General features: G+C 62.6%; 19 protein-coding genes. 11 read left to right on the top strand and 8 right to left on the bottom strand.

Annotation, left to right across the window (positions count from 1 at the left end; translation table 11 throughout):
* Positions 1-209 precede the first annotated feature (209 nt).
* The 8 genes from ACFWYE_RS09635 to ACFWYE_RS09600 all read left to right on the top strand — a co-directional run bounded on the left by ACFWYE_RS09635 (position 210) and on the right by ACFWYE_RS09600 (position 13836).
* The gene (locus ACFWYE_RS09635; protein WP_379111004.1) at positions 210-5684 is read left to right on the top strand and encodes an alpha-2-macroglobulin family protein; all 5475 of its coding nucleotides are present in this window, start codon (positions 210-212) and stop codon (positions 5682-5684) included.
* Positions 5685-5705: 21 nt separating this feature from the next.
* Entirely contained in the window at positions 5706-7817 is a 2112-nt protein-coding gene (gene pbpC, locus ACFWYE_RS09630; RefSeq protein ID WP_379111002.1) for a penicillin-binding protein 1C, read from the top strand.
* 173 nt (positions 7818-7990) lie between these two features.
* On the top strand, positions 7991-9019 hold the full coding sequence (locus ACFWYE_RS09625; RefSeq protein WP_379068318.1) for a sulfate ABC transporter substrate-binding protein: 1029 nt from the start codon (positions 7991-7993) through the stop codon (positions 9017-9019).
* A 159-nt stretch (positions 9020-9178) separates the two neighbouring features.
* Positions 9179-10030, top strand: a complete 852-nt coding sequence (gene cysT / locus ACFWYE_RS09620) for a sulfate ABC transporter permease subunit CysT (protein WP_326896004.1) — start codon at positions 9179-9181, stop codon at positions 10028-10030.
* Entirely contained in the window at positions 10023-10907 is an 885-nt protein-coding gene (gene cysW, locus ACFWYE_RS09615) for a sulfate ABC transporter permease subunit CysW (protein WP_379111000.1), read from the top strand. The genes cysT and cysW overlap by 8 nt, the downstream gene beginning before the upstream one ends.
* Before the next feature lie 13 nt (positions 10908-10920).
* Complete coding sequence (locus ACFWYE_RS09610; protein WP_379068312.1) at positions 10921-11973, top strand: sulfate/molybdate ABC transporter ATP-binding protein; 1053 nt, start codon at positions 10921-10923, stop codon at positions 11971-11973.
* Between the two features lie 170 nt (positions 11974-12143).
* Positions 12144-13130, top strand: coding sequence for a sulfate ABC transporter substrate-binding protein (locus ACFWYE_RS09605; RefSeq protein ID WP_379068310.1), 987 nt, complete (start codon positions 12144-12146; stop codon positions 13128-13130).
* A gap of 253 nt (positions 13131-13383) precedes the next feature.
* Positions 13384-13836, top strand: a complete 453-nt coding sequence (locus tag ACFWYE_RS09600; protein ID WP_379068307.1) for an RrF2 family transcriptional regulator — start codon at positions 13384-13386, stop codon at positions 13834-13836.
* 34 nt (positions 13837-13870) lie between these two features.
* On the opposite strand, the gene ACFWYE_RS09595 is transcribed toward ACFWYE_RS09600, so the two are convergent.
* The 8 genes from ACFWYE_RS09595 to ACFWYE_RS09560 all read right to left on the bottom strand — a co-directional run bounded on the left by ACFWYE_RS09595 (position 13871) and on the right by ACFWYE_RS09560 (position 22606).
* Positions 13871-15112 (bottom strand): MFS transporter, encoded by a 1242-nt coding sequence (locus ACFWYE_RS09595; protein ID WP_379110999.1) that lies wholly within the window; start codon positions 15110-15112, stop codon positions 13871-13873.
* Between the two features lie 102 nt (positions 15113-15214).
* Positions 15215-16762, bottom strand: a complete 1548-nt coding sequence (locus ACFWYE_RS09590) for an alkaline phosphatase family protein (RefSeq protein WP_379110997.1) — start codon at positions 16760-16762, stop codon at positions 15215-15217.
* Positions 16763-16772: 10 nt separating this feature from the next.
* A complete protein-coding gene (locus tag ACFWYE_RS09585) occupies positions 16773-17477 on the bottom strand; it encodes a FadR/GntR family transcriptional regulator (RefSeq protein WP_379111403.1) in 705 nt (234 codons plus the stop codon).
* A 152-nt stretch (positions 17478-17629) separates the two neighbouring features.
* Positions 17630-18577, bottom strand: a complete 948-nt coding sequence (locus ACFWYE_RS09580; protein ID WP_379110995.1) for a carbohydrate kinase family protein — start codon at positions 18575-18577, stop codon at positions 17630-17632.
* The gene (locus ACFWYE_RS09575) at positions 18567-19595 is read right to left on the bottom strand and encodes an SIS domain-containing protein (protein WP_379110994.1); all 1029 of its coding nucleotides are present in this window, start codon (positions 19593-19595) and stop codon (positions 18567-18569) included. Before ACFWYE_RS09575 ends, ACFWYE_RS09580 begins: the two co-directional genes overlap by 11 nt.
* A 2-nt stretch (positions 19596-19597) precedes the next feature.
* Entirely contained in the window at positions 19598-20440 is an 843-nt protein-coding gene (locus tag ACFWYE_RS09570; protein WP_379068289.1) for a carbohydrate ABC transporter permease, read from the bottom strand.
* Positions 20437-21324, bottom strand: a complete 888-nt coding sequence (locus ACFWYE_RS09565) for a carbohydrate ABC transporter permease (RefSeq protein WP_379068287.1) — start codon at positions 21322-21324, stop codon at positions 20437-20439. The genes ACFWYE_RS09570 and ACFWYE_RS09565 overlap by 4 nt, the downstream gene beginning before the upstream one ends.
* Before the next feature lie 34 nt (positions 21325-21358).
* Entirely contained in the window at positions 21359-22606 is a 1248-nt protein-coding gene (locus ACFWYE_RS09560) for an extracellular solute-binding protein (RefSeq protein ID WP_379068284.1), read from the bottom strand.
* 137 nt (positions 22607-22743) lie between these two features.
* On the opposite strand from ACFWYE_RS09560, the gene ACFWYE_RS09555 reads away from it, so the two are divergent.
* From ACFWYE_RS09555 to ACFWYE_RS09545, 3 genes are read left to right on the top strand one after another with little or no spacing between them, the layout of a single operon-like run.
* Positions 22744-23949 (top strand): ROK family transcriptional regulator, encoded by a 1206-nt coding sequence (locus ACFWYE_RS09555; protein ID WP_379110992.1) that lies wholly within the window; start codon positions 22744-22746, stop codon positions 23947-23949.
* Positions 23946-24131 carry a hypothetical protein gene (locus ACFWYE_RS09550; RefSeq protein ID WP_379068278.1) on the top strand — a complete coding sequence of 62 codons (186 nt, stop codon included), beginning with the start codon at positions 23946-23948 and terminating at the stop codon, positions 24129-24131. Before ACFWYE_RS09555 ends, ACFWYE_RS09550 begins: the two co-directional genes overlap by 4 nt.
* A complete protein-coding gene (locus tag ACFWYE_RS09545) occupies positions 24128-24688 on the top strand; it encodes a hypothetical protein (RefSeq protein ID WP_379110990.1) in 561 nt (186 codons plus the stop codon). The genes ACFWYE_RS09550 and ACFWYE_RS09545 overlap by 4 nt, the downstream gene beginning before the upstream one ends.
* Positions 24689-24840 lie beyond the last annotated feature (152 nt).

The following is a 24840-nucleotide window of genomic DNA, read 5'->3' as shown; positions in this document are numbered from 1 at the left end:
TGTCCGAATTGCAACGAATTTTGAATACACACCTTTTGTGCCTTCGCAAAATCACGTGATCTCTGCTTTGGCTAAATTAGCGAGAGGATACAGATAACTTACGCGCATCCTTTTGTGCGTCGTCCTGTCGTTTCACCGGCATTTGGCACGTTGACAAGCCAGGTGGAAGACGGAACATGCCCGGGACGATCAAGTGCCAGGAGGGTGTGATGGCATCGCGCGCGGCTCGTTTCCTGCCGGTTCTGTTCTTTTTCCTGCTAGCTTCGCTCGGCGCCGCACAGGCCGCCGAAACCAAGCGTATCGTGACGACGGACAACACCGATTATTTCGGTTTCGATCTGCGTTCGGAGCAGAATGTCACCCTCGATCAGTGCAAGACGACCTGCCTCGGCGATTCGGCTTGTCGCGCCTTCACCTACAACACCAAGGCGAAGTGGTGCTTCCTCAAGTCCGACTTCAACACGCTGAAGCCGTTTGCAGGCGCGGTCGGCGGCAAGGTCGTCACCATCGACACGGCCCCCGATATCGGCGCACCGGCCGAACTCACCTATTTCCCGGCCTGGATGGCCGATCAGGCGCAGCAATACCGCAATTACCTGACCGGGCCCGGCTACACCAAGCCCAGCGACGGCCTAACGACCCTTGAACAGGAAGCCGAACAGGCGGCACTGTCGGGCGACCATCGCACCGCGATGCAGAAATACGAGGCCGCAGCTTCCGTCATGCCGGACGACGCAGCGCTCTGGCCAAAGCTGGCCCGCGAGATCCTGGGCACGCTTGCGGCTTCCAGCGACAACCAGTCGACACTGCAATCCAACGCCACCTCCGCAGCCTATCTAGGCTACAAGCTGTCCCGCACCGCCGCCGCTCGCGCCGAGACCCTGGCGCTGCTCGCTGCCGGCCTCGACCGCCGGGAACAATATCGCCCGGCATTGCAGGCTTACGAGGCAAGCCTGGCGCTCGAGAATTCGGCGGCGGTCCGCGCCGAATATGAGGACCTCAAGGCGCGCAAGGGTTTCCGGGTCGTCGAACACACGGTCGATGCCGACACTTCCAGCCCGCGCATCTGCGCGCAGTTCTCCGAGGAGCTGGTCAAGACCGGCGTCGACTATGCGCAGTTCGTCACCATCGGCGGCGCAGCACCCAAGGCGGTCGAGGCCAAGGACAAGCAGATCTGCGTCGAAGGTCTCGAGCACGGCCAGCACTACGATGTCGTCTTCCGCGCCGGCATTCCCGCAGCGATCGGCGAAGTAACCGCCGCCCCCGTCACGCTGTCGATCTATGTGCAGGATCGGGCACCGTCCGCCCGCTTCACGGGCGACAGTTTCGTGCTGCCGTCCGGCGTGCGCCGCGGCATTCCGGTCGTCACCGTCAACATGAATGCCGCCGACATGAAGCTCTTCCGCATCGGCGACCGGTCGTTGGCACAGCTTCTCTCCGGCTACCAGTTCCTGCGCCAGCTCGACGGCTATGACCTCTCCAACATCAAGGAGCAGATGGGGCAGCCGATCTGGGAAGGCCGCATGGAGATCGCCGGCGATCTCAACAAGGAGGTGACCACCTCCTTCCCGGTCGACGAAGCGCTGCCGCAGCGCAAGCCCGGCGTCTACATCCTCACTGCACAGCCGGTGGACGACAAGAGCGACGAGTACAATTCGCGTGCCACGCAATGGTTCGTCGTCTCCGACATCGGCCTTTCGACCTATACCGGCCAGGACGGCCTCAACGTCTTCGCCCGCTCGCTGGGAAGCGCCAAGCCGATCCAAGGCGCGGAGTTGACCCTGCTTGCCCGCAACAACGAGATCCTCGGCACAGCGACCACGGACGCAGAGGGCCGCGCCGTCTTCAATCCAGGCCTTACACGCGGCGAAGGCGGCATGGTACCGGCAGTGCTGATGGCCAAGCAGGGTGATCAGGACTTCGTCTTCCTCGACATGGCCAAGGCCGGCTTTGATCTTTCGGATCGTGGTGTCGCCGGCCGCGCCGCGCCGGGCGCGCTCGACGTCTATGCCTGGACCGAACGCGGCATCTACCGGGTCGGCGAAGACGTGCATGTACAGGCGCTTGCCCGTGACGATGCATCCAAGGCGGTCGAGAACCTGCCGTTGACCTTCATCTTCACGCGCCCGGACGGTGTCGAGGCGCGCCGTATCGTCAGCGATGGTGCCTCTGCCGGCGGCCATGCCGTCGATCTGGCGCTGGAATCCAATGCCATGCGTGGCACCTGGACGGTATCGATCCATACCGACCCCAAGCAGGCGGCAGTGGCGACGCAGATGTTCCTGGTCGAGGACTTCGTGCCCGACCGCATCGAGTTCGACCTCAGCGCTGACAAGACCGAGATCGCGCAGGCCGAGACAGCCAACGTCACCGTCGATGGCCGCTTCCTTTATGGCGCACCGGCTGCCGGCCTGGCGCTCGAAGGCGAGACAACGCTGTCGGTGACCCGCGACTGGGACCGTTTCAAGGGCTTTGCCTTCGGCCTCGCCGATGAACAGGCGGCGCAGCCGACGGTGACACCTTTGGCCGATCTGCCGGTGGTGGGCGACGATGGCAAGGCAACCTTCCCGGTCACGATCGACCAGTTGCCGGCCACCACCAAACTGGTGAACGCCAAGGTGACCGTGCGCATGCGCGAGACCGGCGGCCGCGCCGTCGAGCGTTCCCTCAATCTGGCCGTGCGCCCGCAAGGCGATCTGATCGGTATCCGAGCCGATTTCGAAAACGACGAAGTGCCGCAGGGTGGTACCGCCAAGTTCAGCCTGATCGCCGTCGATCGTGACGGCAACCGCAAGGCGCTTTCCGGCGCGCAATGGTCGCTGGTCAGGGTCGAGCGCAACTATCAATGGTACCGCAATGGCGGCTCCTGGGCCTATGAAGCGGTGAACCTCACCAAGGCTGTTGCCAATGGCAAGGTCGATATCGCTGCCGACGGTGAAGCGACGGTATCGCTGCCTGTCGATTGGGGACGCTACCGGCTGGAAGTTGAAACGGCCGATCCGGACGGTCCGGCCTCCTCCTACGAGTTCGACGGCGGCTGGTACGTCAGTGCCACCTCGACCGAGACACCGGACGGACTGGAGATCGCTCTCGACAAGGACGATTATGCCGTTGGTGACACCGCCAAGCTGAAAGTGTCGCCGCATTATGCAGGCGAATTGCTGGTGACGATCGGCGCCGACCGCCTGCTGAAGACCTTCAATGTCAGCATTCCCAAGGACGGCGGCACGGTGGACATCCCCGTCGCCGGGGATTGGGGCGCTGGCGCCTATGTCACGGCCACCCTTTACAGGCCGGGCGACGCCGAGCAGAGCCGCATGCCGGCCCGCGCCATCGGCGTGAAATGGCTGAAGATCGATCCGGGCGCGAGGAAACTCGGCGTCGTGCTTGCGCCGCCCGCCAAGATGGAACCGCGGCAGACGCTTTCGGTGCCCGTCTCGGTGACCGGGGTGGCACCTGGCAGCGATGCCTACGTCATGGTGGCCGCCGTCGACGTCGGCATCCTGAACCTGACCAACTACAAGGCGCCGGACCCTGAAGACTGGTTCTTCGGCCAGCGCATGATGGGGCTGGAACTGCGCGACCTCTACGGCCGCCTCATCGACGGCTCGCTCGGCACCACCGGCAAGCTTCGCACCGGTGGCGACGGCAACGCCTTGCAGAGTCAGGGCAGCCCGCCAACCGAAAAGCTGGTCGCCTTCTTCTCCGGCATCGTCAAACTGGACGCCGAGGGCAAGGCAACGGTCAATTTCGACCTGCCGCAGTTCAATGGCACAGCGCGTGTCATGGCCGTGGCCTGGACCAGGGAAGCCGTCGGCCATGCCGTGAGCGACGTGATCGTGCGCGATCCCATCGTCATCACCGCCGGCCTGCCACGCTTCCTGGCACCTGGCGATGCCGCGACCATGCGGCTTGATTTCGCCAACACCGATGCTCCGGCAGGTGACTACGCGCTCGCCATCGAGACCACTGGCGACATCACCATCGGCAGTGAGGCCGTGCCGGCCAAGCTCACCCTGGCTGAAGGCAAGCGACAGACGTTGAGTGTGCCCTTGATCGGCGTTTCACCGAGCGATGCCACCATCACGGTGAAATTGGCCAGGGATGGTGGACCTTCGGCGGAACAGACATTGTTCCTGCCTGTGCGTCCGGCTCAGCTTCCGGTTCCGGTCCGCCTCGTCGTCGACCTGAAGAATGGCGCATCGCTGCGTGTGGATCAGCAACTCCTGGCGGAAAGCACGCTGCAGGGCTCGTCCGTCAGCGTCGGCGTATCGCAGTCGGCCGCGCTTGACGTGCCGTCGTTGATCCTGTCGCTCGATCGCTATCCCTATGGTTGCGCCGAACAGACCACCAGCCGCGCGCTGCCGCTGCTTTACATGAGCGAAATGTCGAAGGGCTACGGCATCCCGGACGATCCCGGCCTGCACGATCGGGTGCAGGAGGCGATCTACCGGGTGCTGAGCTATCAGGCTTCCGGCGGCAGCTTCGGCCTGTGGGGACCGGGCTCAGGCGACCTGTGGCTGGATTCCTACGTCACTGACTTCCTGACGAGAGCGCGTGAGGCCAAATACGAAGTGCCGGCCCAGGCGATCTCGCAGGCATTGAGCAACCTGCAGAATTCGCTCGGCTACGATCAGAGCGTCGAAGACCGTGGCTCGCAGATCGCTTATGCGCTCTATGTCCTGGCCCGCAACAAGAAGGCTTCGGTCGGAGACCTGCGTTATTATGCCGACACCAAGATGGAGGCTTTCTCCAGTCCGATGGCGGTGGCGCAGCTCGCTGCTGCCCTGGCGCTCTATGGCGATGCGCAGCGATCGGAATCGACGTTCCAGGCCGCACTGACGCTTGCCAGGAGCACCAAGAACTATGACTGGTACCGTTCCGATTATGGCTCGGCGGTCCGTGATGCCTCCGCAATGCTGGCGCTTGCCGCCGAATCCAAACCGACACCCTCGGTGCTGCCGGAACTGATCAGGCAGGTGGAGAGGCAACGCGCAGCGCAGCGATGGACGAGCACCCAGGACAATGCCTGGATGCTGCTGGCAGCGCGTGCGCTGAAGAATGGCAACGACACCATCAAGCTCACCATCAACGGTCAGCCGCACAGCGGTGCCTATTCGACCGAGATGACCGGCGAGACCTTGATGGACAGCCCGTTGACCGTCGCCAATGCCGGCAAGAACGGCCTGCAGGCGGTGGTCACCACCGTTGCCGCACCGGCCCAGCCGCTGCCGGCTGGCGGCGAAGGCTTTACCATCGAGCGCACCTATTACACACTCGACGGCAGTGAGGCGAATGTGAGCGAAGCCAGGCAGAACGAGCGCTATGTCGTCGTCCTGAGGGTGACGGAGCTGAACGACTGGCCACAACGCGTGCTGATCACCGACCTGCTGCCCGCGGGCTTCGAGATCGACAATCCGGGTCTCGTTTCTTCGGCCCAGCTTTCCAACTTCTCCTGGCTGGCGCAGACCAACGCCGCGCATCTCGAATTCCGCAATGACCGTTTCGTCGCTGCTTTCGATCCAGCGGCGGAGGATGGCGACCGTACCAAGACCCTGGCCTATGTGGTGCGGGCGGTGACGCCCGGCGTCTATGCGCATCCGGCGGCCAGCGTCGAGGACATGTACCGGCCGCAATATTCGGCGCGGACCGCCACCGGCATGATGGAGGTGAAGGCGCCGTAAGGCCGGCGCCACAAGGTGGTCATGAGTGACACTCTCACGCCTTCTCCTGCTCGCAAGGGGCTGCGGCGCGTTGCGATGTTCGCCGGCGCGGCGGCCGGTTTTGCGGCAATTGCCGTCGGCGGGTTGTGGATGCTCGACCGTGCCTTTCCGCCGCCTCTGCCCGACCCGCTGGCCGTATCGGCCGAAGTCCTCGACCGTGACGGCGCATTGCTGCGTGCCTTCGCCACCAGGGATGGCTATTGGCGTCTGCCGGTGAGCCTCGACCAGGTCGACAGGAACTTCGTCGACATGCTGGTCGCCTACGAGGACAAACGCTTCTGGGACCATGAAGGCATCGACCTGCTGGCATTGGGGCGGGCAGCGACACAACTCGCCGGTAACCGCCGCATCGTCTCCGGCGGTTCGACGCTGTCCATGCAGTTGGCCCGCCTGATCGAGCCGCGCGAGAGCCGCTCGGTCGGCTCGAAGCTGAAACAGATGCTGCGCGCACTGCAGATCGAGCGACGACTGACGAAGCGCCAGATCCTGGAACAGTACCTGACGCTTGCGCCCTATGGTGGCAACCTCGAAGGCGTCCGCGCCGCTTCGCTCGCCTATTTCGGCAAGGAACCGCGCCGTCTCACGGTTTCGGAAGCCGCCCTCCTGGTTGCGCTGCCGCAATTGCCGGAGCGCCGCCGTCCGGACAAGAGCCCAGCCATTGCGCAGGCAGCGCGCGACCGCGTGCTCAACCGCATGGTCACCGCCGTGCTGATCGGCGAACGCGAAGCGCACCGCGCCGCCCTCGACGACGTCGCCAACCTGCGGCGCCAACTGCCTGCCTTTGCCGCGCACACCGCCAATACGCTGTTGCGCAAGGTGGAAGCCGGCGCTCCGCTCAAACTCACTTTGCGCAAAGGCGTCCAGGAAGGGCTCGAGGCCGTTGCACGCGAAGCGGCAACCCGGCTCGGGCCAAAACTCTCGGTCGCCATGGTGCTGGCCGATTCCCGTACGGGCGACATTCTGGGCAGCGTCGGCTCGGCATCTTTCTTCGATTCCAGCCGGGCGGGCTGGATCGACATGACCCGTACCGTACGCTCACCGGGTTCGACGCTGAAGCCCTTCATCTACGGGCTGGCCTTCGAACAGGGCATGGTCGCGCAGGAAACGATGATAGAGGACAGCCCGGCAGACTTTTCCGGCTACCGGCCGAAGAATTTCGACATGGGATATCAAGGTGACGTCTCGATACGCCAGGCATTGCAGCTTTCCTTGAACGTGCCCGCCATCCGTGTCCTGGATGCGGTCGGGCCGGCTCGCCTGACCGCCCGTTTCCGTCAGGCCGGCGTATCCCCGCTGCTGCCGACCAACCAGCCGCCAGGCCTCGCCATCGGTCTGGGCGGCGTCGGCACCAGCCTGCGCGACCTGGTTCAGCTCTATACGGGCCTGGCCAATGGTGGAAAGGTGCATCCGCTGCGCGACGGCACCGAGGCCGTGCCCGTGACCGGCACCGCCACCACCATCCTGGACGAGCAGGCCAACTGGCAGATCACCGATATCCTCGCCGGCGTACGCCCCCCGGAAGGCGCGCCGCAACGCGGCATCGCCTACAAGACCGGCACATCCTACGGCTACCGTGATGCCTGGGCGATCGGCTTCGACGGCCGTTACGTCCTTGGCGTCTGGGTCGGCCGCGCCGACGCCAGCGCGGTGCCCGGCCTCTCGGGCTACGTGTCGGCAGCCCCCATCCTGTTCGAGGGTTTTGTCCGCTCGGGCCTTGCCGCTGTCGCTTTGCCCAGCCAGCCGGCCGGCGTGCTTCGGCCGAGACGCGAGGACTTGCCGGTCACGCTCGCCCGCTTCGGGACAGGCAATGAACCCCAGTCTGGCGTTGCCGTCACCGAGCCCGCTCCGCGGATCGTTTTCCCGCCGGACGGTGCCCGCGTCGACCTTGGCTTATCAGGGGCCGAGGCGACACCGCTGGTGCTGAAACTGCAGGGCGGCCGGGCGCCGTTCCGCTGGCTCGCCAACGGCAAGCCGCTGGCCGGCATCGACCGTCGCCGCACCGCAACCTGGCTGCCGGATGGGACGGGCTATTCGACGCTGACAGTCATCGACGCCGCCGGTCGCGCCACCAGCGTCAAGGTCTTCGTCGAATAGGCCTGCCGAGCTTGACTCCATTTATGATCGACCCCCTCCTGGGTGAGGTAGAATTTTCTTGCCTGACCGCCAAATCGCTGGAACTTTTCTTCGCAAGCCCGAAAAAGGCAACTTTCGCCGCACCCAAATTCTACAATTTCGATAGAGTAGAATACAGTTCAACGGAGGCGGAAATGACCAAACCTCACTTCAAGAAACTGCTCGGCATCCTTATCGCCGGCTCTGTCCAGTTCGGTGCGCTCGGTTTCGCATTCGCTGATACGACGATCCTCAACGTGTCTTATGACCCGACGCGCGAACTCTACAAGCAGTTCGACGAGGCCTTTGCCGCCTACTGGAAAAAAGAGAGCGGCGAGACCGTGACCGTACAGCAGTCGCATGGTGGTTCCGGCAAGCAGGCACGTGCTGTCATCGATGGCCTTGAAGCCGACGTGGTCACGCTGGCACTTGAAAGCGACATCAATGCCATTGTCGAGAAATCAAAGAAGATCAATCCCGACTGGCGCACCAAATTCGAGCACAATTCCGCCCCTTATACCTCGACCATTATTTTCCTTGTCCGCAAGGGCAACCCCAAGGGCATCAAGGACTGGAACGACCTGGTGAAGGACGGCGTCCAGGTCATCACGCCGAACCCGAAGACCTCCGGTGGCGCACGCTGGAACTATCTCGCTGCCTGGGCCTATGCAAACGCGCAGAACGGCGGCGATGAGGCCAAGACCAAGGAATTCATCTCCAATCTTTATTCACACGTTCCGGTGCTCGATACCGGTGCCCGTGGTTCGACTGTGACCTTCGCGCAAAAGGATCTTGGCGATGTGTTGCTTGCCTGGGAAAACGAAGCCTATCTCGCGCTTGACGAATTCGGCGCCGACAAATTCGATGTCGTCTACCCACCCACATCCATCCTCGCCGAGCCGCCAGTCGCCGTCGTCGATGGTAATGTCGACACAAAGGGAACGCGCAAGGTAGCGGAAGCCTATCTGAAGTACCTCTATTCGAAAGAGGGCCAGACGATCATCGCCAAGAACCATTACCGTCCCGCAAAGCCCGAACTCGTCCCGGCAGAGGACCTTGCCAAGCTGCCCGAGATCAAGCTGGTGACGATCGATGATCCGCAATTCGGCGGCTGGAAGAAGGCACAGCCTTATCATTTCGCCGACGGTGGTATATTCGACCAGGTCTACAAGCCGGCGCAGTGAGGGCTGCGGTGACGCCCCGGAATTGTCGGGGCGCAACCGGCTGGTGTGATCTCGAAAAGTTGCGGACTTTTCGGACGGAGATCATGCAACAAACAAGGAGACAGGGCGGATGCCAATGCATTCGCTCCAGGGAACGAGAAGGGACGGATTAACAACAACATGACCACAGCACCCGCGCAGGCGGGGTGGCGGTTCAAGCAGCCGAGCGTCATTCCGGGTTTCGGACTGACGCTCGGCTTCTCGCTTGTCTACCTCACCCTCATCATTCTCATCCCGCTGGCTGGGCTGGTCTGGCGTTCCGCCTCCCTCGGATGGGTCGATTTCTGGCGCATCGTCACCGCCGATCGTACCTTGAAAGCCCTGGAGATCAGCTTCGGCACCGCACTCATTGCAGCCCTTGTCAATGTCGTGTTCGGCACGATCGTCGCCTGGGTTCTGGTGCGCTACAAGTTTCCCGGTCGGCGCGTGGTCGACGCCATGGTCGACCTTCCCTTCGCCCTGCCGACCGCGGTTGCCGGCATCGCGCTGACCACGCTTTATGCCCCGAACGGCTGGCTGGGCAGCCTGCTGATGCCGCTTGGCATCAAGGTCGCCTATACGCCGCTCGGCATCATTGTCGCGCTGGTCTTCGTCAGCCTGCCTTTCGTGGTGCGCACCGTCGAACCGATCATCGAGGAGATCGACAAGGAGGTCGAGGAAGCCGCCGCCACACTCGGCGCCAGCCGCTTCCAGACAATCACCCGCGTGCTTTTTCCGGGATTGGCACCAGCCATCATCACCGGCTTCGCTCTGGCTTTCGCACGCGGTGTCGGTGAATATGGTTCGGTCATCTTCATTGCCGGCAACCTGCCCAAGGTGACGGAAATCGCCCCGCTGCTCATCGTCATCCGGCTGGAGGAGTTCAACTATGCGGCCGCCACCGCCATTGCCGCGGTGATGCTGGCCATATCTTTCGCCATGCTGCTCGTCATCAATCTCCTGCAGGCATGGAGTCGCAAGCGCTATGGCTGATCCGGAGATCAAGTCCTACGAGCCGGTACACGACAATGTCTCGGCGGCCATCACCGAAAGTCGCTCGGCACGCGCGACCCTCATGGCGATCGCTTTCGCCTTCCTCGGCATCTTCCTGCTGCTGCCGCTGGTCATCGTCTTCAAGGAAGCCTTCGCCAAAGGCGTCGGCGCCTACCTCACCTCGCTGAGTGACCGCGACACGCTCTCGGCCATTCGCCTCACCCTCACCGTCGCGCTGATCGCCGTGCCGCTCAATGTCGTCTTCGGCATAGCTGCCGCCTGGGCGATCGCCAAATTCGAATTCAAGGGCAAGGCCTTTCTCACCACCCTGATCGACCTGCCCTTCTCGGTCTCGCCGGTCATTTCCGGCCTGGTCTATGTGCTGCTGTTCGGCGCCCAGGCGATGCTCGGCCCGTGGCTGAAATCGCACGGCATCGAAATCCTCTTCGCCGTGCCGGGTATTGTGCTCGCCACTGTCTTCGTCACCTTTCCTTTTGTCGCGCGCGAACTGATCCCGCTGATGCAGGAACAGGGAACCGGGGACGAGGAGGCCGCGCTGTCGCTCGGCGCCAATGGCTGGCAGGTGTTCTGGTATGTCACCCTGCCCAACATCAAATGGGGCCTGCTCTACGGCGTGCTGCTGTGCAACGCCCGCGCCATGGGCGAGTTCGGTGCCGTGTCCGTGGTTTCGGGCCATATCCGCGGCATGACCAACACCATGCCGCTGCATGTCGAGATCCTCTACAATGAATACAACGCCGTCGGCGCTTTTGCCGTGGCTTCGCTTCTGGCCGGGCTCGCGCTGGTCACTCTGATCTTGAAAACCGTTCTCGAGATGCGCTACGGCGCCGAACTCGCCGCGACACGCGGACATTGACAGGGACATTTGAATGGAAGTTCGCGTTGCCAATGTACGCAAGGAATTCGACCGGTTTCCGGCGCTTCGGGACGTCTCGCTCGACATCCGCTCCGGTGAGCTGATCGCGCTGCTCGGACCTTCCGGCTCGGGCAAGACCACGTTGCTCAGACTGATCGCCGGACTGGAGCGGCCGACAGCCGGAAAGATCTTCTTCGGCGACGAGGATGCGTCGGGCAAGACCATCCAGGAGCGCAATGTCGGCTTCGTCTTCCAGCATTACGCGCTGTTCCGGCATATGACGGTGGCCGATAATATCGGCTTCGGCCTCAAGGTACGCCCTGGCGCCACCCGCCCGTCGAAGGAAGAAATCCGCGGCCGTGCCTCGGAACTGCTCAATCTTGTCCAGCTTTCCGGGCTGGAGAAGCGTTATCCCGCGCAGCTCTCCGGCGGCCAGCGCCAGCGCGTCGCGCTTGCCCGCGCCATGGCGATCGAGCCGAAAGTGCTTCTGCTCGACGAACCTTTCGGCGCACTCGATGCGCAGGTGCGTCGTGAACTGCGCCGCTGGCTGCGCGAGATCCACGATACCACCGGCCATACCACCGTCTTTGTCACCCATGACCAGGAAGAAGCGCTCGAACTCGCCGACCGCGTCGTCGTGATGAGCCAGGGCCAGATCGAGCAGATCGGAACGGCCGACGAGGTCTATGACACGCCGAACTCCCCCTTCGTCTTCGGCTTCATCGGCGAATCGAGCTCGCTGCCGGTCAGGATCACCGACGGTCAGGTCTGGATCGCCGATCGGCCGATCGGACTTTCGGCACCGAACCATCCGCCCGGCGATGCCCTGCTCTACTTCCGCCCGCACGATATCGAACTGCTCGACGGCTGCAGCGGCTGCATCGCCGGCACGGTGGTCGCCAGCCGCCGCGTCGCCGGTACCCGCCGTGTTGAACTGGAGATCGGCGGCGAGCGCCAGCGCGTCGAGATCGAACTGCCTGTCGATCATATCGCGACCCAGAAGAGCCGCATCGCTTTCCGGCCGAGCCGTTGGAAGCTGTTTCCCGCAAAAGCAGCAGGAAACTAGGACCGCACAGACGTCCGGCGCACGACGCAGAAAAACCGTTCCAGAAACATCGATTTTCGGGATGGTTTTTCTACTTACGAATACGGCTACAGACCGGCATTCCTCGTCTTTGTGGTATCAGGTTCTAATGTACGGACTTCCGCAGTAAATTTTTCCAACGGAGTCCTTTCATGAAACGCCTTTTGCTTGCCGGTGTTGCGCTGGCTGGCCTGATCCTCGCAGCAGCGCCCGCCTCTGCCGCCGAGAAGCTGCTCAACGCTTCCTATGACGTTGGCCGCGAACTCTTCGTTCAGGTCAACAAGGCTTTCATCGAAAAACATCCCGGCGTCACCATCGACCAGTCGCATGCCGGCACCTCGAAGCTGGCCCGTTCGATCGTCGAAGGCCTCGGTGCCGACGTGGTGACCTTCAACCAGGTTCCGGACGTCGACTTCCTGGTCAAGCAGGGCTTTGTCTCCGCTGACTGGCAGAAGGATTTCGCCAACAACGCCTCGCCCTTCTATTCCCTGCCCTCCTTCCTGGTGAGAGCCGGCAATCCCAAGAACATCAAGGACTGGGATGATCTCGCCCGCGACGGCGTCCAGGTGATCTTCCCTAATCCAAAGACCTCCGGCAACGCACGCTATACCTATCTGGCAGCCACCGCCTACGCCAACGAGAAGTTCAAGGGTGATCCCGCCCAGGTCAAGGAGTTCGTCTCCAAGATCTTCAACAACGTGCCGGTGTTCGATACCGGCGGCCGCGCTGCAACCACCACTTTTGCCGAACGCGGCATCGGCGACGTGCTGATCACCTTCGAATCCGAGACGCAGGGCATCGCTCGCGAATACGGCACCGACAAATATCAGCAGGTCGTCCCGTCGGTCAGTCTGCTGGCCGAATTCCCGGTCGCCATCGTTGACAAGGTTGCCGATGAGCATGGCACCCGCGAGCTCGCCAAGACCTATCTCGACTTCCTCTATACGCCAGAAGGCCAGAAGATCGAGGCGGAGAACGGCCTGCGCGTGCGCGACGAAAAGGTCGCTGCCGAATTCAAGGACAAGTTCCCCGAAGTCCGGCTTGTCACGGTCGAAGACGCGTTCGGTGGTTGGGAAAAAGTCCAGAAAGATCACTTCGGCGAGGGTGCGCTGCTGGACGAGATCTACGGCAACCGCTGACCTGCCTGGCAGACAATGAAGAAGAAGCCGGCGCCAGCCGGCTTTTTCATTTTCACGAAGGCAAGCGTGCCATTTTTGTAGCACAACGTCGTAGCGTTTTGAAAACGCCCGAAGAATCAACGCTCTTTTCATTGTATATCGACAAACTGGACTCTATTCTCTGTTCGTGCGTCCTGGTCGAGTGTTTTGCCATGATTTGCGCACAAACAGCCGGCAAACGGCTGACGGGATTGCGGCTCAGGCAGTGACAGGCATGCTCACCAAAAAAGGCAAGTACGGGCTCAAGGCCCTTGTGCATCTGTCGCGGATGCCGGCCGGACAACTGGCCTTCGTCAACGACATCGCCGTCGCCAACAACATCCCGAAGAAGTTCCTCGACGCCATCCTTGGCGAGTTGCGCAATGCCGGTTTCGTGCAGAGCCGCAAGGGCAAGGACGGTGGCTATCGCCTCGCCCGGCCGGCAGCAGAGATCAAGATCGGCCATGTGGTGCGCGTGCTCGACGGCCCGCTGGCGCCGATCCCTTGCGCCAGCCGCACGCAATACCAGCGCTGCGAGGACTGCAACGAAGAAACCTGCGAAGTCCGCCACATGATGCTGGAAGTGCGCCAGGCGATCGCCGACGTGCTGGACAACCGCAGCCTGGCGGCGATGCGTGACGCCGACAATGACGACTATCCGCTGGAGATGTCTTCTCAGTCCAACTGAGAACGAGAGTTCTGCTTGGCGCTTGGTTCGGAGGCTATGACACCGCCAACTGCGGCCGCCCCACTCGCCACAGCACCAGCAGCATCACAGCCAGGTTCACCACGTTCCATGCGATACCGTTGAGGAATGCGGCGGCGTAGGAACCGGTAAGATCGTAGATCCAGCCCGAACTCCAGCCCCCCACGGCCATGCCGATGATGGTCGCCATGATGACCAGGCCGACGCGCTGGCCGGCCTCGGCCGCCGGCATATATTCACGCACGATGATCGCGTAGCAAGGCACGATGCCGCCCTGGGAAAGGCCAAACACCAGCGAGACGATGTAAAGCGATGCCAGCCCGTCGAAAGGAATGTAGAACAGCAGTGACAGGCACTGCAGCGCCGATCCGATCAAAAGCGTCTTGATGCCGCCGATCCGATCGGCAACGAAGCCGGAAACCAGCCGGCTGACAACGCCGCCTGCAAGCATGAGCGACAGCATCTCAGCACCGCGCGCCACGCCGTAGCCGAGATCCATGCAATAGGCGACGATGTGCACCTGAGGCATCGCCATCGCCATGCAGCAGCCGAAACCGGCGACGATCAGCAGGCCTTGCAGGGTTGCGGGTGACAGCGCGATCGGCTGCACGCGGCGAGATGTCGAGGAGGATGAAGTCGCGAAAGCTTCGCGTGGCGCGGGCTGCCTCATCATCAGCACCAGCGGGATCATGGTGACGAGGCAGAAGATGCCGATAACCAGATAGGTGAAGCGCCATCCTTCGGTAGCGATCAGCGGCGGCATCACCACCGGCCACAACGCGCCAGCCAGGTAGTTGCCGCAGGCAGCGGCTGCGACCGCGACACCGCGGCGACGGTTGAACCAGTGCGAAATGTCGGCGACCAGCGGCCCGAAGATCGCCGCGGTGCCGAAGCCGACTAGAATTCCCTGCGCCAGCGAGAACTGCAGGATCGAACCGGCGAAAGATGCCAGGATCATGCCCGCCGCGAGCGTCAGCGACGACAATAGCGCCGGTATCCAGTAGCCCATGCGGTCGACCGCGCGCCCGACCAGCACATTGCCGGCGGCAAAGCCGATCATCGTGGCGGTATATGGCAACGACGCATCGGCACGGTCGACGCCGAACTCGGCCTGCACGGCGGGCAGCACGACAACCACCGCCCACATGCCGACAGCACCAATCGTGCCCAGCACGACGGAAACGGCAAGTCTCAGCCAGGCCTCGCGACCGTCAATGACGGAGACTTTGTTCCCCGACGGGATGGGGTGCTGGTTCATGTCGGGATGCAGGCTCCATCTTCGGCACCCCACCCTTATCCTTGCCGCCCCACGAGCCGGCAGCACCAAGCTGGATCAAAATTTAAGACCAGCGTGATTGCCTCAAGGCCGTGACACCACGCCGGCCTGGGTAATCATCATGTTGGTCAGGGTGCGCTCGGCATGAGTCAGCCGCCAGTCGAGCATCTTCTGCGCATAACGCAGCACGGTCGATGCCATTTCCGGGCGTTGGGCCAGATTGGTCGTCTCGTATGGATCCTCGACGAGATCGAACAGCAGCGGCGGCAAAGCGGCGAAATGCACGTATTTGTAGCGGTCGTCGCGGATGAGCGCATAGCTGCACTGATCGGAGCTGATCCCGAGCGTCACCTCCGCCTTCTGTGTCGCCACGGTGCGGAAATCATGTTCGAAGAAGATAGCGTTGCGCCAGTCGTCCGGTGTGTCGCCATGCAGCAGCGGCAACAGCGAACGGCCGTCGCAGGCGCGCGGCTTTTCAAGTCCCATCCAGTCGAGAATGGTCGGCATGACGTCGACAGCTTCGGTAAAGGCCTCCACGGTGCTGCCACGCGCAGCATCCGCGTCGGCGCGCGGATCACGGATGACCAGCGGCAGATGGAAAGCGCCGTCGAAATAGACCTCCTTGCCCCAGGCGTGATGCTCGCCCAGCATTTCGGCATGATCGCTGGTGACGATGATCAGCGTGCGGTCATATTCGCCGGTTCGCTTCAGGTGCTCCATGATGCGGCCGAGATGATGATCGACTTCGGCGATCAACCCGTAATAGGTCGCCCGCATCTGCCGGATTTCCAGTTCGTTGGCCGAAACCGGATCGAACGGGCTGTGCTCGTCGTAACCGCCGGGCACGCTCACCCGATCCAGTTCGTAGGCAAGCATCGGGTGCTGCAGCTTTTCCTCGGCAAGGCTCACCGCTCGCGCCGGCAAGGTCACGTCCGCCGGGTCGACCAAGGCATTGTAAGGCTCTGGCGCGATCAGCGGCGGATGCGGCCGCAGAAACACGAAATGCGCGAACCACGGACTGTCGCGCCGCACCGAAAGCCATTTCAGGAACGCATCGGTCAGGAACGCAGCTTCGCTGTGTTCGGCCGGATAGATCGTCGGAATATAGCGGAAGCCACGATCGTCGGGTTTGTCGAAACCCGCCTTGGGGCGGAAGACGTCGGCTCGGCCGCCGGGCAGGTCGTAACCCTTGTCGAGAAGGTCGGCGATCCATTCCTCCATCTCGTCAGGCAGATGCAGCGCCGCCTCGAACCCTGGCATCACGCTTTCATAGGTCTTAAGCGACGGATCGTTGGCGTCGAAATCGCGCGGATCGGCACTGGTGTCCGTGTAACCGAACAAGGCAGGCCGATAGCCTGCCTTGCGCGCCTCCAGGGCGATGTTGGTGTGACGCGCATCGAGCGGCGTGCCGTTGCGGCCGGAGCGATGGTTCATCAGATAGAGCCCGGTCAGCAGGCTGGTACGTGAAGGACCGCAAGGCGTGCACTGACCGAAATGCTTGCGAAACAGCATGCCGTCCGCCGCCAGTGCGTCGAGGTTCGGCGTTCGCACATTGGGATGGCCAAGTGCCGACAGGCAGTCGCCGCGCCACTGGTCTGCGCAGATGAGAAGCACATTCGGGCGTTGTGTCATATCATGAGGCTCATTCAGGTTCGCGTCCCACCACCTTGTCGGTGTTGGCAAGCAGCTTGCGCACCGCGGCGCGCGCTGCATCTGGACGCTGCAGGCGGATGTTCTTCTCGACCAGTTCATGCAGCTTCTGGGCGGTCTCGAGATCGTCACCCTCACGCGTCACATGCACGAACAAATGGTCGAAAGCCTGTTCGATCAGAACACCAAGCGGCACCAGAAGGTCGTTGCCGGACGCGCGCAGTATGGCAAGATGAAAACGCGTGTCGGCACGCGTGCGCTCTTCCAGCGTTGCGGCATTGTTCATGTCGCGGCAGGCGCGGGAAATCTCCTCCATCTGCTCTTCAGTCCGGCGCATGGCGGCGAACGCCGTCGCCTCCGGCTCGATCAGGTGGCGAAACTCCTGCACCGTGCGCAGGAAAGCGCCGCGATCGGGCGACGTTGCGTACCAGCCCAGCACGTCCCGGTCGAGCAGGTTCCAGCGTTCGCGCGGCTCGACCCGGCTGCCGACTTTGGGGCGAGACGCAAGCAGGCTCTTGGCCATCAGCATCTTGATGGCTTCGCGCACTGCAGAACGGCTGACGTTGAAGGTTTCCGCCCATTTCGTTTCGTTGGGGAGGATGCTGCCAGGCGGGTAGTCGCCACGCACGATGGCAAGGCCGATCTCGTTGGCGACATGCGCGTGCACGCTGGAGCCGGCCCGACGCACCGCAGGCATCGGCTTTTCGGCACCGTTGTCGCTGTTTGCCTTCCCCTTGGCCGCGCGCATGCTTTTCCTTGTCGGCACCAGGCCAACAAGCAGGCCCGCATCACCTGCCCAACAAGTCTGGGCTTGGCCGGCATGTCAAGGCGTCAACAACGAGAAGAATTTCAGCGCAGTGCAACGTCCAAGGAAACGTAGCGCCGCGGTGAGGAAGCGATAGCCGCGGAAGCCACCGCGACGCCGGCACGCAGTGCATCCTCCAGGGTAGCCCCATCCAGCAGAGCGCCAAGATAACCGGCGTTGAAGGTATCGCCGGCACCGGTGGTGTCGATCACCGCGACGGCAGGTGCCGGCACATGTGTCACCTTGCCGTCGTGCCAGGCGGAAGCGCCGTCGCCGCCGCGTTTGACGACGACGATGGCACCGGGTTTGGCGCGGTTCGCGAGCCATCCGGCGGCCGCTTCCACGGTCTGTTCACCGGACAGCGAAAGGCTTTCAATCTCGTTCAGCAGCACATGGTCGCAATGTGCGAGGCAAGCCACGGTGGACGCCTTGATCGCATCGGTCCAGCCGTCCGAAGGCCAGCCGGTATCGAGGGCAACTGCAAAACCTCGCGCCGAGACGGCGGCCAGCATCGTCGCGAAAGCGTCGATCAGGTCGAGATAGAGAAAAGAACCTGTCAGCAGCGCAATGTCACCGGCAGTTGCTTCCTCCGGCAGCATGGCCAGCATGCTCTCCGGGGTCTGCACGGCAAGATTGCCTGCCGTGGTGAGAAACGATCGCTCGCCACCTGGATGCTCGACACCGACCGATAGCGCGGTGGGGGTTGCCACCTGGGGCCAGTTGCGAGCAACCTCACCGAATGTTTCGGTCAGCCAGGCGCCGAACATGTCGTTACCGACGTTGCAGACGATGTGGTGCGGTACACCCAGCGCCTTGAGCGCCAACCCCGTGTTACCCGCTGGCCCACCTGCGCGCAGCTCCGAATGGTCGACGAAGGTCTCGGTTCCGGGACGTGGCCAGGGCGTCACCGGCCCCATGATCAGATCGACCATGACGCCGCCAATGACGTGGATGGATGGCCCGTCGGGCCGGTGTGGGCGTTCATGCTTCATGGTCAATTCCGGTTATCTTAGACGAGCGCACCGGTTCGCCGACGCCCGCAACCTTGCGGCCGGAAACGGCAATGATGAGCTTTTGCAAGGCGGGCAGCATAACTGCGACTGCGGAGAGCCCCTCGCTGCGTGGAAATGCGACGGTCACCCCGCCTTCGATCGGCGCTTCACCGCTGCAATCGAAGATCACCGGTACAGTGCCGGCACTGAGCGCTGCCTTGGCGAGCGTAGCCGTACCGGCGCCGAGCGCACCAGCCCCGCGCAGCAGGAGCACGCCAAGATCAGGCGCCAGTGCCTCGAGCGGGCCGTGACGGAACTGGCCGAATTCGAAGCCGAACGCCGGAATGCGGGCCAGCTCCATCAGCATCAGGCCATTGGCTTCCGCCAGCCCTCGCAATTCGCCGCGCCCGGCGATGATGACCGAATTTTTCCGTGCCAACGCCTCAACGGCTTCATCCAACGCGAACTGAGGCGATGCGGCAAGGGCGGCAGCAAAGCTGCCGATTTCACCGCCTGCCGCCGCCAGGACTGTCGCATGCAGGGCCAGCGTGACGGTGAGGCTGCGCGTCGCAGCGAACGCCACCTCCTGGCCGCCGATGCCAACGAGACACCGCAAGCTGCGCCCGAGCGTGCTCTGTGGCGCCAGCGTCATGCCAAAAAGGTCTGCGCCACGAGGCAGCAGATCCAGCAACTGCAGGATCTCCCCGGATTCACCGGATTGCGAGATCAGCACGATCGTTTGCGGCAGCAGCGGCAATTCCTGCAGCAGCACATCCCCCGCCGTTTCTGCCCGACAATCGACACCGAGCCGGCGCCAGGATGTTTCAACCATGCGATTGGCATAGTGCGACGCGCCCATGCCGATCAGGACCAGCCGGCCGGTGCGCCCGATGCTCGCGGCCAGCTCAGCCGCCATTGTTCCATTCGATGACAGCGAGGCGGCCGCATCCGCGCCTTGCCGCGCCATCTCGGCCTGCAGCAGCGCAAGCCCCTTGCCGCTTGTTGCCTCCGTCGCCATGGTCAGCCTTTCACGCTGCCGGCAGAGAGGCCGGAAAGCAGCGATTTCTGCAGGAAGAAGCCGATCATGACCGGCGGCAACGCCGCCAGCAGCCCCACTGCCGAGATCAGTCCGTAGTCGGTGGCGCGACCGGCAGCGAAGTCAGCAATCGCCACCGGCAGGGTCTTGGCGCGCGTATCGCTTGTGTAGAGCAGCGCGTAGAAGAATTCGTCCCAGGCAAGCAGCAGCGCAAACAGTGCGGCGGCGCCTGTCGAGGCGGCCGCGACCGGCAGCGTGATGCGGGTCATGATCTGGAACAGGTTTGCCCCGTCGATCGATGCGGCCTGTTCGATCTCCACCGGCACGCTGTCGAAGCCCGACTTCATCAGCCAGGTCACGAAGGGCAGAAGGATGGTGCAATAGACGATGATCAGCGAGGTGACGTTGTTGAGCAGGCCGAGCGCCGAAAACACCTTGTAGAGCGGCAGGATCAGCGCCACCGGCGGCATCATGTAGGTGACGATCACCGCATAGAGCAGCGGCATGCGACCGGGGAAACGCGAGAAAGAGTAAGCGGCTGGAATGCCGGCAGCGAGCGCGATCGCGGTGGCGCTGAGCGCGACGACAACCGAATTGCGCAGCGCCGACAGGAATGCCAGTCCGGCCGATCCTTCCTCCAGCGAAAACAGCCGCGCGTAGCGCGAGAAATCCGGCTGCTCGGGAATCCAGCGCAACGGAATGGTGGTGAGATCGTTGGCGTCGGAAATGCTCATGATGAACAGCCACGCCACCGGCGCCAGAATGGAGGCCACGAAAACAGCCACGGCGACATAGACCAGGATGGTGGCGGTCAGGCTGCGTCTCACGAGCGTTTCTCCCGCCGTACCAGCATGACGACATAGATCGAAATCATCAGCGCACTCATCGCGGTTACGGTCAGCGCATAGGCGGCACCGCTGCCGGCGCGCAGATAGGTGAAGGATTCCTGGTAGACGAAGAAGGACACCGTCTTGGTGGAATCGGCCGGTCCGCCGCGCGTCATCACATAGAAGATGTCGAACACCTTGAAGGCCTCGATCGCGCGCAGCACCATCGCGACGCTGAGTGAGCCGATGATGCCCGGCAGCGTGATCTTCCAGAACCGCGTCCAGGCATTGGCCCCATCCATGATCGCGGCCTCGTAGAGGTCCTTCGGCACCGTCTGCAGGCCGGCCAATGCGATCAGCGCGATCAGCGGATAGTTCTTCCAGATGTCGGCGAGGATCACCATGTTCATCGCCGTGGCGGGATCGCCCAGCCAGGAACGATAGGCATCGAGCAGGCCAACCTGCGTGAGCAAGGCATTCAGGCTGCCATATTCGGGATTGTAGATGAGGCGCCACATCACGGCATTGACGATGGTGGGCAGTGCCCAGGGCAGGATCAGCAGTGCCCGCACCAGGGTTCGACCCTTGAATTCCTGGTTGAGCAGCAGCGCAACCAGCACGCCGAGCACCACTTCGGCTGAAACCGACAGCACGGTGAAATAGGCGGTGTGACCGACGGCAGCACGAAAGTCGCTGTCATCGAGAATGTAGGCGAAGTTCTCCAGCCCGATCCATTGCCACACATAGCCCTGGCCGGTGAGGCTGGCGTCGGTGAACGCCAGCCACAAGGTGTTGAGGAGCGGAAAGGCCGTCACCAGGACCATGATCGCAATCATGGGCGTCAGCAAAAGCCAAGCCGTACGGTCCTGTTGGGCTGGGGCCATGACGGCTGTGCTCTCCCCTCGAAGCGCCGGTGGCTTAACGCAGCCGTCCGGCGGCCTTGGTCGCCGCCTTCATGGCGTCGTCCGTCGAAGCCTGGCCAAGCAGCACCTGCTGGATGTTCTTCTGCAGGATCGACGACAGTTCCGGATAGGAAGGCGTCATCGGACGAGCGAACATCACGCCGAGTGAGACCTTGGCGGCATCGATCAGCTTTTCCTGCCCTTTCGTCACCGCCGGATCCTCATAGGACGATTTCCAGATCGGCAGGCTGAGTTTGGCGTATTTGTTCTGGGTTTCCTGCGAGGTCATGAAGCTGATGAACTTCCAGGCCTCATCGGGATGCTTGGAGCCGGCGGAGATGCCCAGCCCCATCGAACCGTTGATAGCGGAGGCTTCGGCCTTGCCCTTGAAGCCAGGGGCCGGGACGATACCCACCTTGCCGGCGACCTTGCTCTCCTTAGGGTCGTTGGCCATGTTGAACATATAGGTCCAGTTCATCGCGAACGCGGCTTCCCCTGCCGAGAACACCTTGCGCACGTCCTCTTCCAGATATTCGCGCGAATTCGGGTTGGTGACTCCGTCGTCGAGCGTCTTTTTCATGTAGTTGACGGCTTCGACCGAACCGCCCGTGTCGAAGGACAGCTTGCCGTCCTGGGTGAAGGAACCCTTGGCGCCGCCGACCATCGACGTGTAGTCGCAGATCAGCGCCTCAGCCTGGCTCCAGCTCCAGACGATCGGATATTTGGCGATGCCCTTGTCCTTGATGATCTTGGCCTGCTCGGCCAGTTCCTCGAAGGTCTTGGGCGGAGCGGAAATACCCGCCTGCTTCAGCATCTCCTCATTGTAGAACAGGTACTTGGTGTCGAGGATCCAGGGCATGCCCCAGATCTTGCCGTCATAGTCCACCGTGGTCCACGCGCCGTCGAACACCTTGTCCCTGTCGCCTTTCGGGACGCGGGCGGTGACATCCTGCAGAAAGCCCTTGGTAGCGAATTCCGGCGGCCAGATCACGTCGAACAGGACAACGTCGTAGCCGGAGGAGCCGGCGCCCTGGGCCGCCACGATCTTGTCGTGCAGCGCCTCGTAGGGCACGAACTCCAGATTGACCTTGAGGCCCGGATTGGCCGCCTCGAACGCCTTGGCCATAGCCTTGGTGTCGTCCTCGCTATAAGCGGCCTGCTTCATGAAAATCGCGTTGAGCGTCACGTCCTCGGCGAAAGCCGGAAGCGACTGATGGATCAGCAGCGCAAGCCCGCAGGCCGCGCCCTTGAAGAAGCTGTTCATTGATTCCTCCCGATTGGCGACTGTCCGGCCTGTGCAACCCGACAGCCGCGCCGACTAGACCATGCGAAATTAATTAAATCAAGTTGATTGGCTTATATTTTCCTTCATAATCGATGGAACTCGCGTAGAGAGTTTACATGACCCTGAAGAGACCTGTCGCCGGCACCAATCTCGAACAAGCCAAGTCGCACAATCGTCGCGTTGTCATCGAGGCGATCAGGACCAATGGCGCCCTCTCACGCGCCCAGATCGCGCGACTTACCGCCCTGAGTTCACAGACGATTTCCAACATCGTCGACGAATTGGAACGGGCGGGTCTGCTGCGCGCCGAGGCGACGCAGAAGGGCGCGCGAGGGCAACCAGCCGTGCCCTATTCGATCGACCCCAACGGGGGTTATTCGATCGGTCTGCAGCTTGACCATCAGACGGCGGTCGGCGTCGTCACCGACCTGTCAGGCACGCTACGCGCACGCATCGAGCGCATGGTCGACCGGCCGACACCGGCAGAAGCGATGCCTTTGCTCGCGGCGATGACCGACGAACTCGTGCGTTCCTTCCGTTTCGACCGCAGCCGCCTGCTCGGCGTCGGCATGGCGATGCCGGGCCCCTTCGATGTCGAGGGCATGACATCGGTCGGCCCGACCGCCCTGCCCGGCTGGCAGGATTTTCCGGTGGCGGCCGAACTGGAACGCCTGACCGGTCTGCCGGTGACCTTCGAGAACGACGCCACCGCCGCTGCCATCGGCGAACGGCTTTATGGCGTCGCCAGGAATCTCAACAGCTTCGTCTATCTCTTCATCGGCACGGGCCTCGGCGCCGGTCTTTTCCTCGACGGCCATCTCTACAAGGGCAGCCGTCACAATGCCGGCGAGATCGGTCACATGATCGTCAAGCCGGGCGGGCTCGCCTGTTTCTGTGGCAAGCATGGCTGCCTGGAACGTTACGTCTCGCTGCGCGCCGCCTATGATTGCCTCGAAATACCGGATCCGGATCACGCTTCCCCTGAGAGGCTCGATGAGTTGCTGGCTGCCGGCGACGAGCGCCTGCTTGCCTGGGCGGACCAGGCAGCCGCCCCATTGAGGCAGGCCATCGATGTCCTCGAGCTCGCCTTTGATCCGGAGACCGTGGTGCTCGGTGGTTTCATGCCGCTTGCCGTCATCGAGCTGCTGGCGAGCCGGCTTGAGCCGCTGCATCTGTCGGTTTCCTCGACGCGCGCACGCACCGTGCCACGCGTCCTCATCGGCGCGGCAGGCAAGGACACTTCCGTTCTCGGCGCCGCGGCGCTGCCGATCTTCTCCGAAACCAACCCGCAGTTCGATGTGCTGCAGAAGCCGCTCGATTGAAAGAAGCCGCAGCAGACAGCGGCTGCGCCAGCGATTTCGCACAAGGAGCACTTGATGCAATGCTTGCCGTCCACCAGCATTGCATGCTCGTTGCGTCATCGCAAAAATTCGGCCCACAGAGCAAGCGCGAGGCTATGCAGAGTATCAAAGAGGCATTGCGCGAAAAGTTGATTGCCCGATGACAGATAAGGAAAGCCGCGACGAAGTCGCTTCCCCGGCGGCCAGCCACCGGCACGAAGCCGGAGAGAGATGGATGTCGTCACCCCTGCTGCGAGGTGTCTACCTCGTTGAATTTATTATCCTGGCAGCGCCCGCTACTATCGTTCTGGGATATCTGGCCATGGTACTCGGCGTTGTCAGCGGCGGGGCTTTCCTGGTTGGCACACCGTCTGCCCTATTGGCCGGCGGGAAAGAAGACGTGCAGATGGCAGTCTTCGGGGGAATCGGTTTCGGCCTGGCTGTTTTCGGCCTCATGTCATTTTGGATATTCGTAAGTCTCTCGTTTGCCTACATGCGCGGAAGGCTGGAGGCGTCGCCGCAGGCCCGTCGGAAATACTGGCGTGGAGTCTTCTACGCGGCGATACCGATGACAATCCTGGGCTCCCTGGCATTCGCGTCGGGCAACTTCGGATCGGACAGTCCGTTTCCTCTCTTTTTCCTCGGCGGTCTTGTTCTGCTGATCCCGGCAATCCATCTGGGCGTCGCGCTTCACGCCGGCGCAAAATCCATCATAGGGTGAACGCCCTCCGCCACGGTCCTCCCGTGGACTGTCTGAAAACTCGAAATGAAAGTTCTCCGTCGGCAACGCCAGTGTTTTTGCGCAACGGCCGGGAAAGGCGCAATCACGATGCTTGCCGTGCCGGCAGGATTGCATGATCGTTGCCTGTCAAA

Source organism: Mesorhizobium sp. NPDC059025 (assembly GCF_042739655.1).
GTDB lineage: Bacteria > Pseudomonadota > Alphaproteobacteria > Rhizobiales > Rhizobiaceae > Mesorhizobium.
The sequence above is the reverse complement of the archived record's forward strand: the minus strand, read 5'-3'. Positions and strand labels throughout refer to the sequence as shown.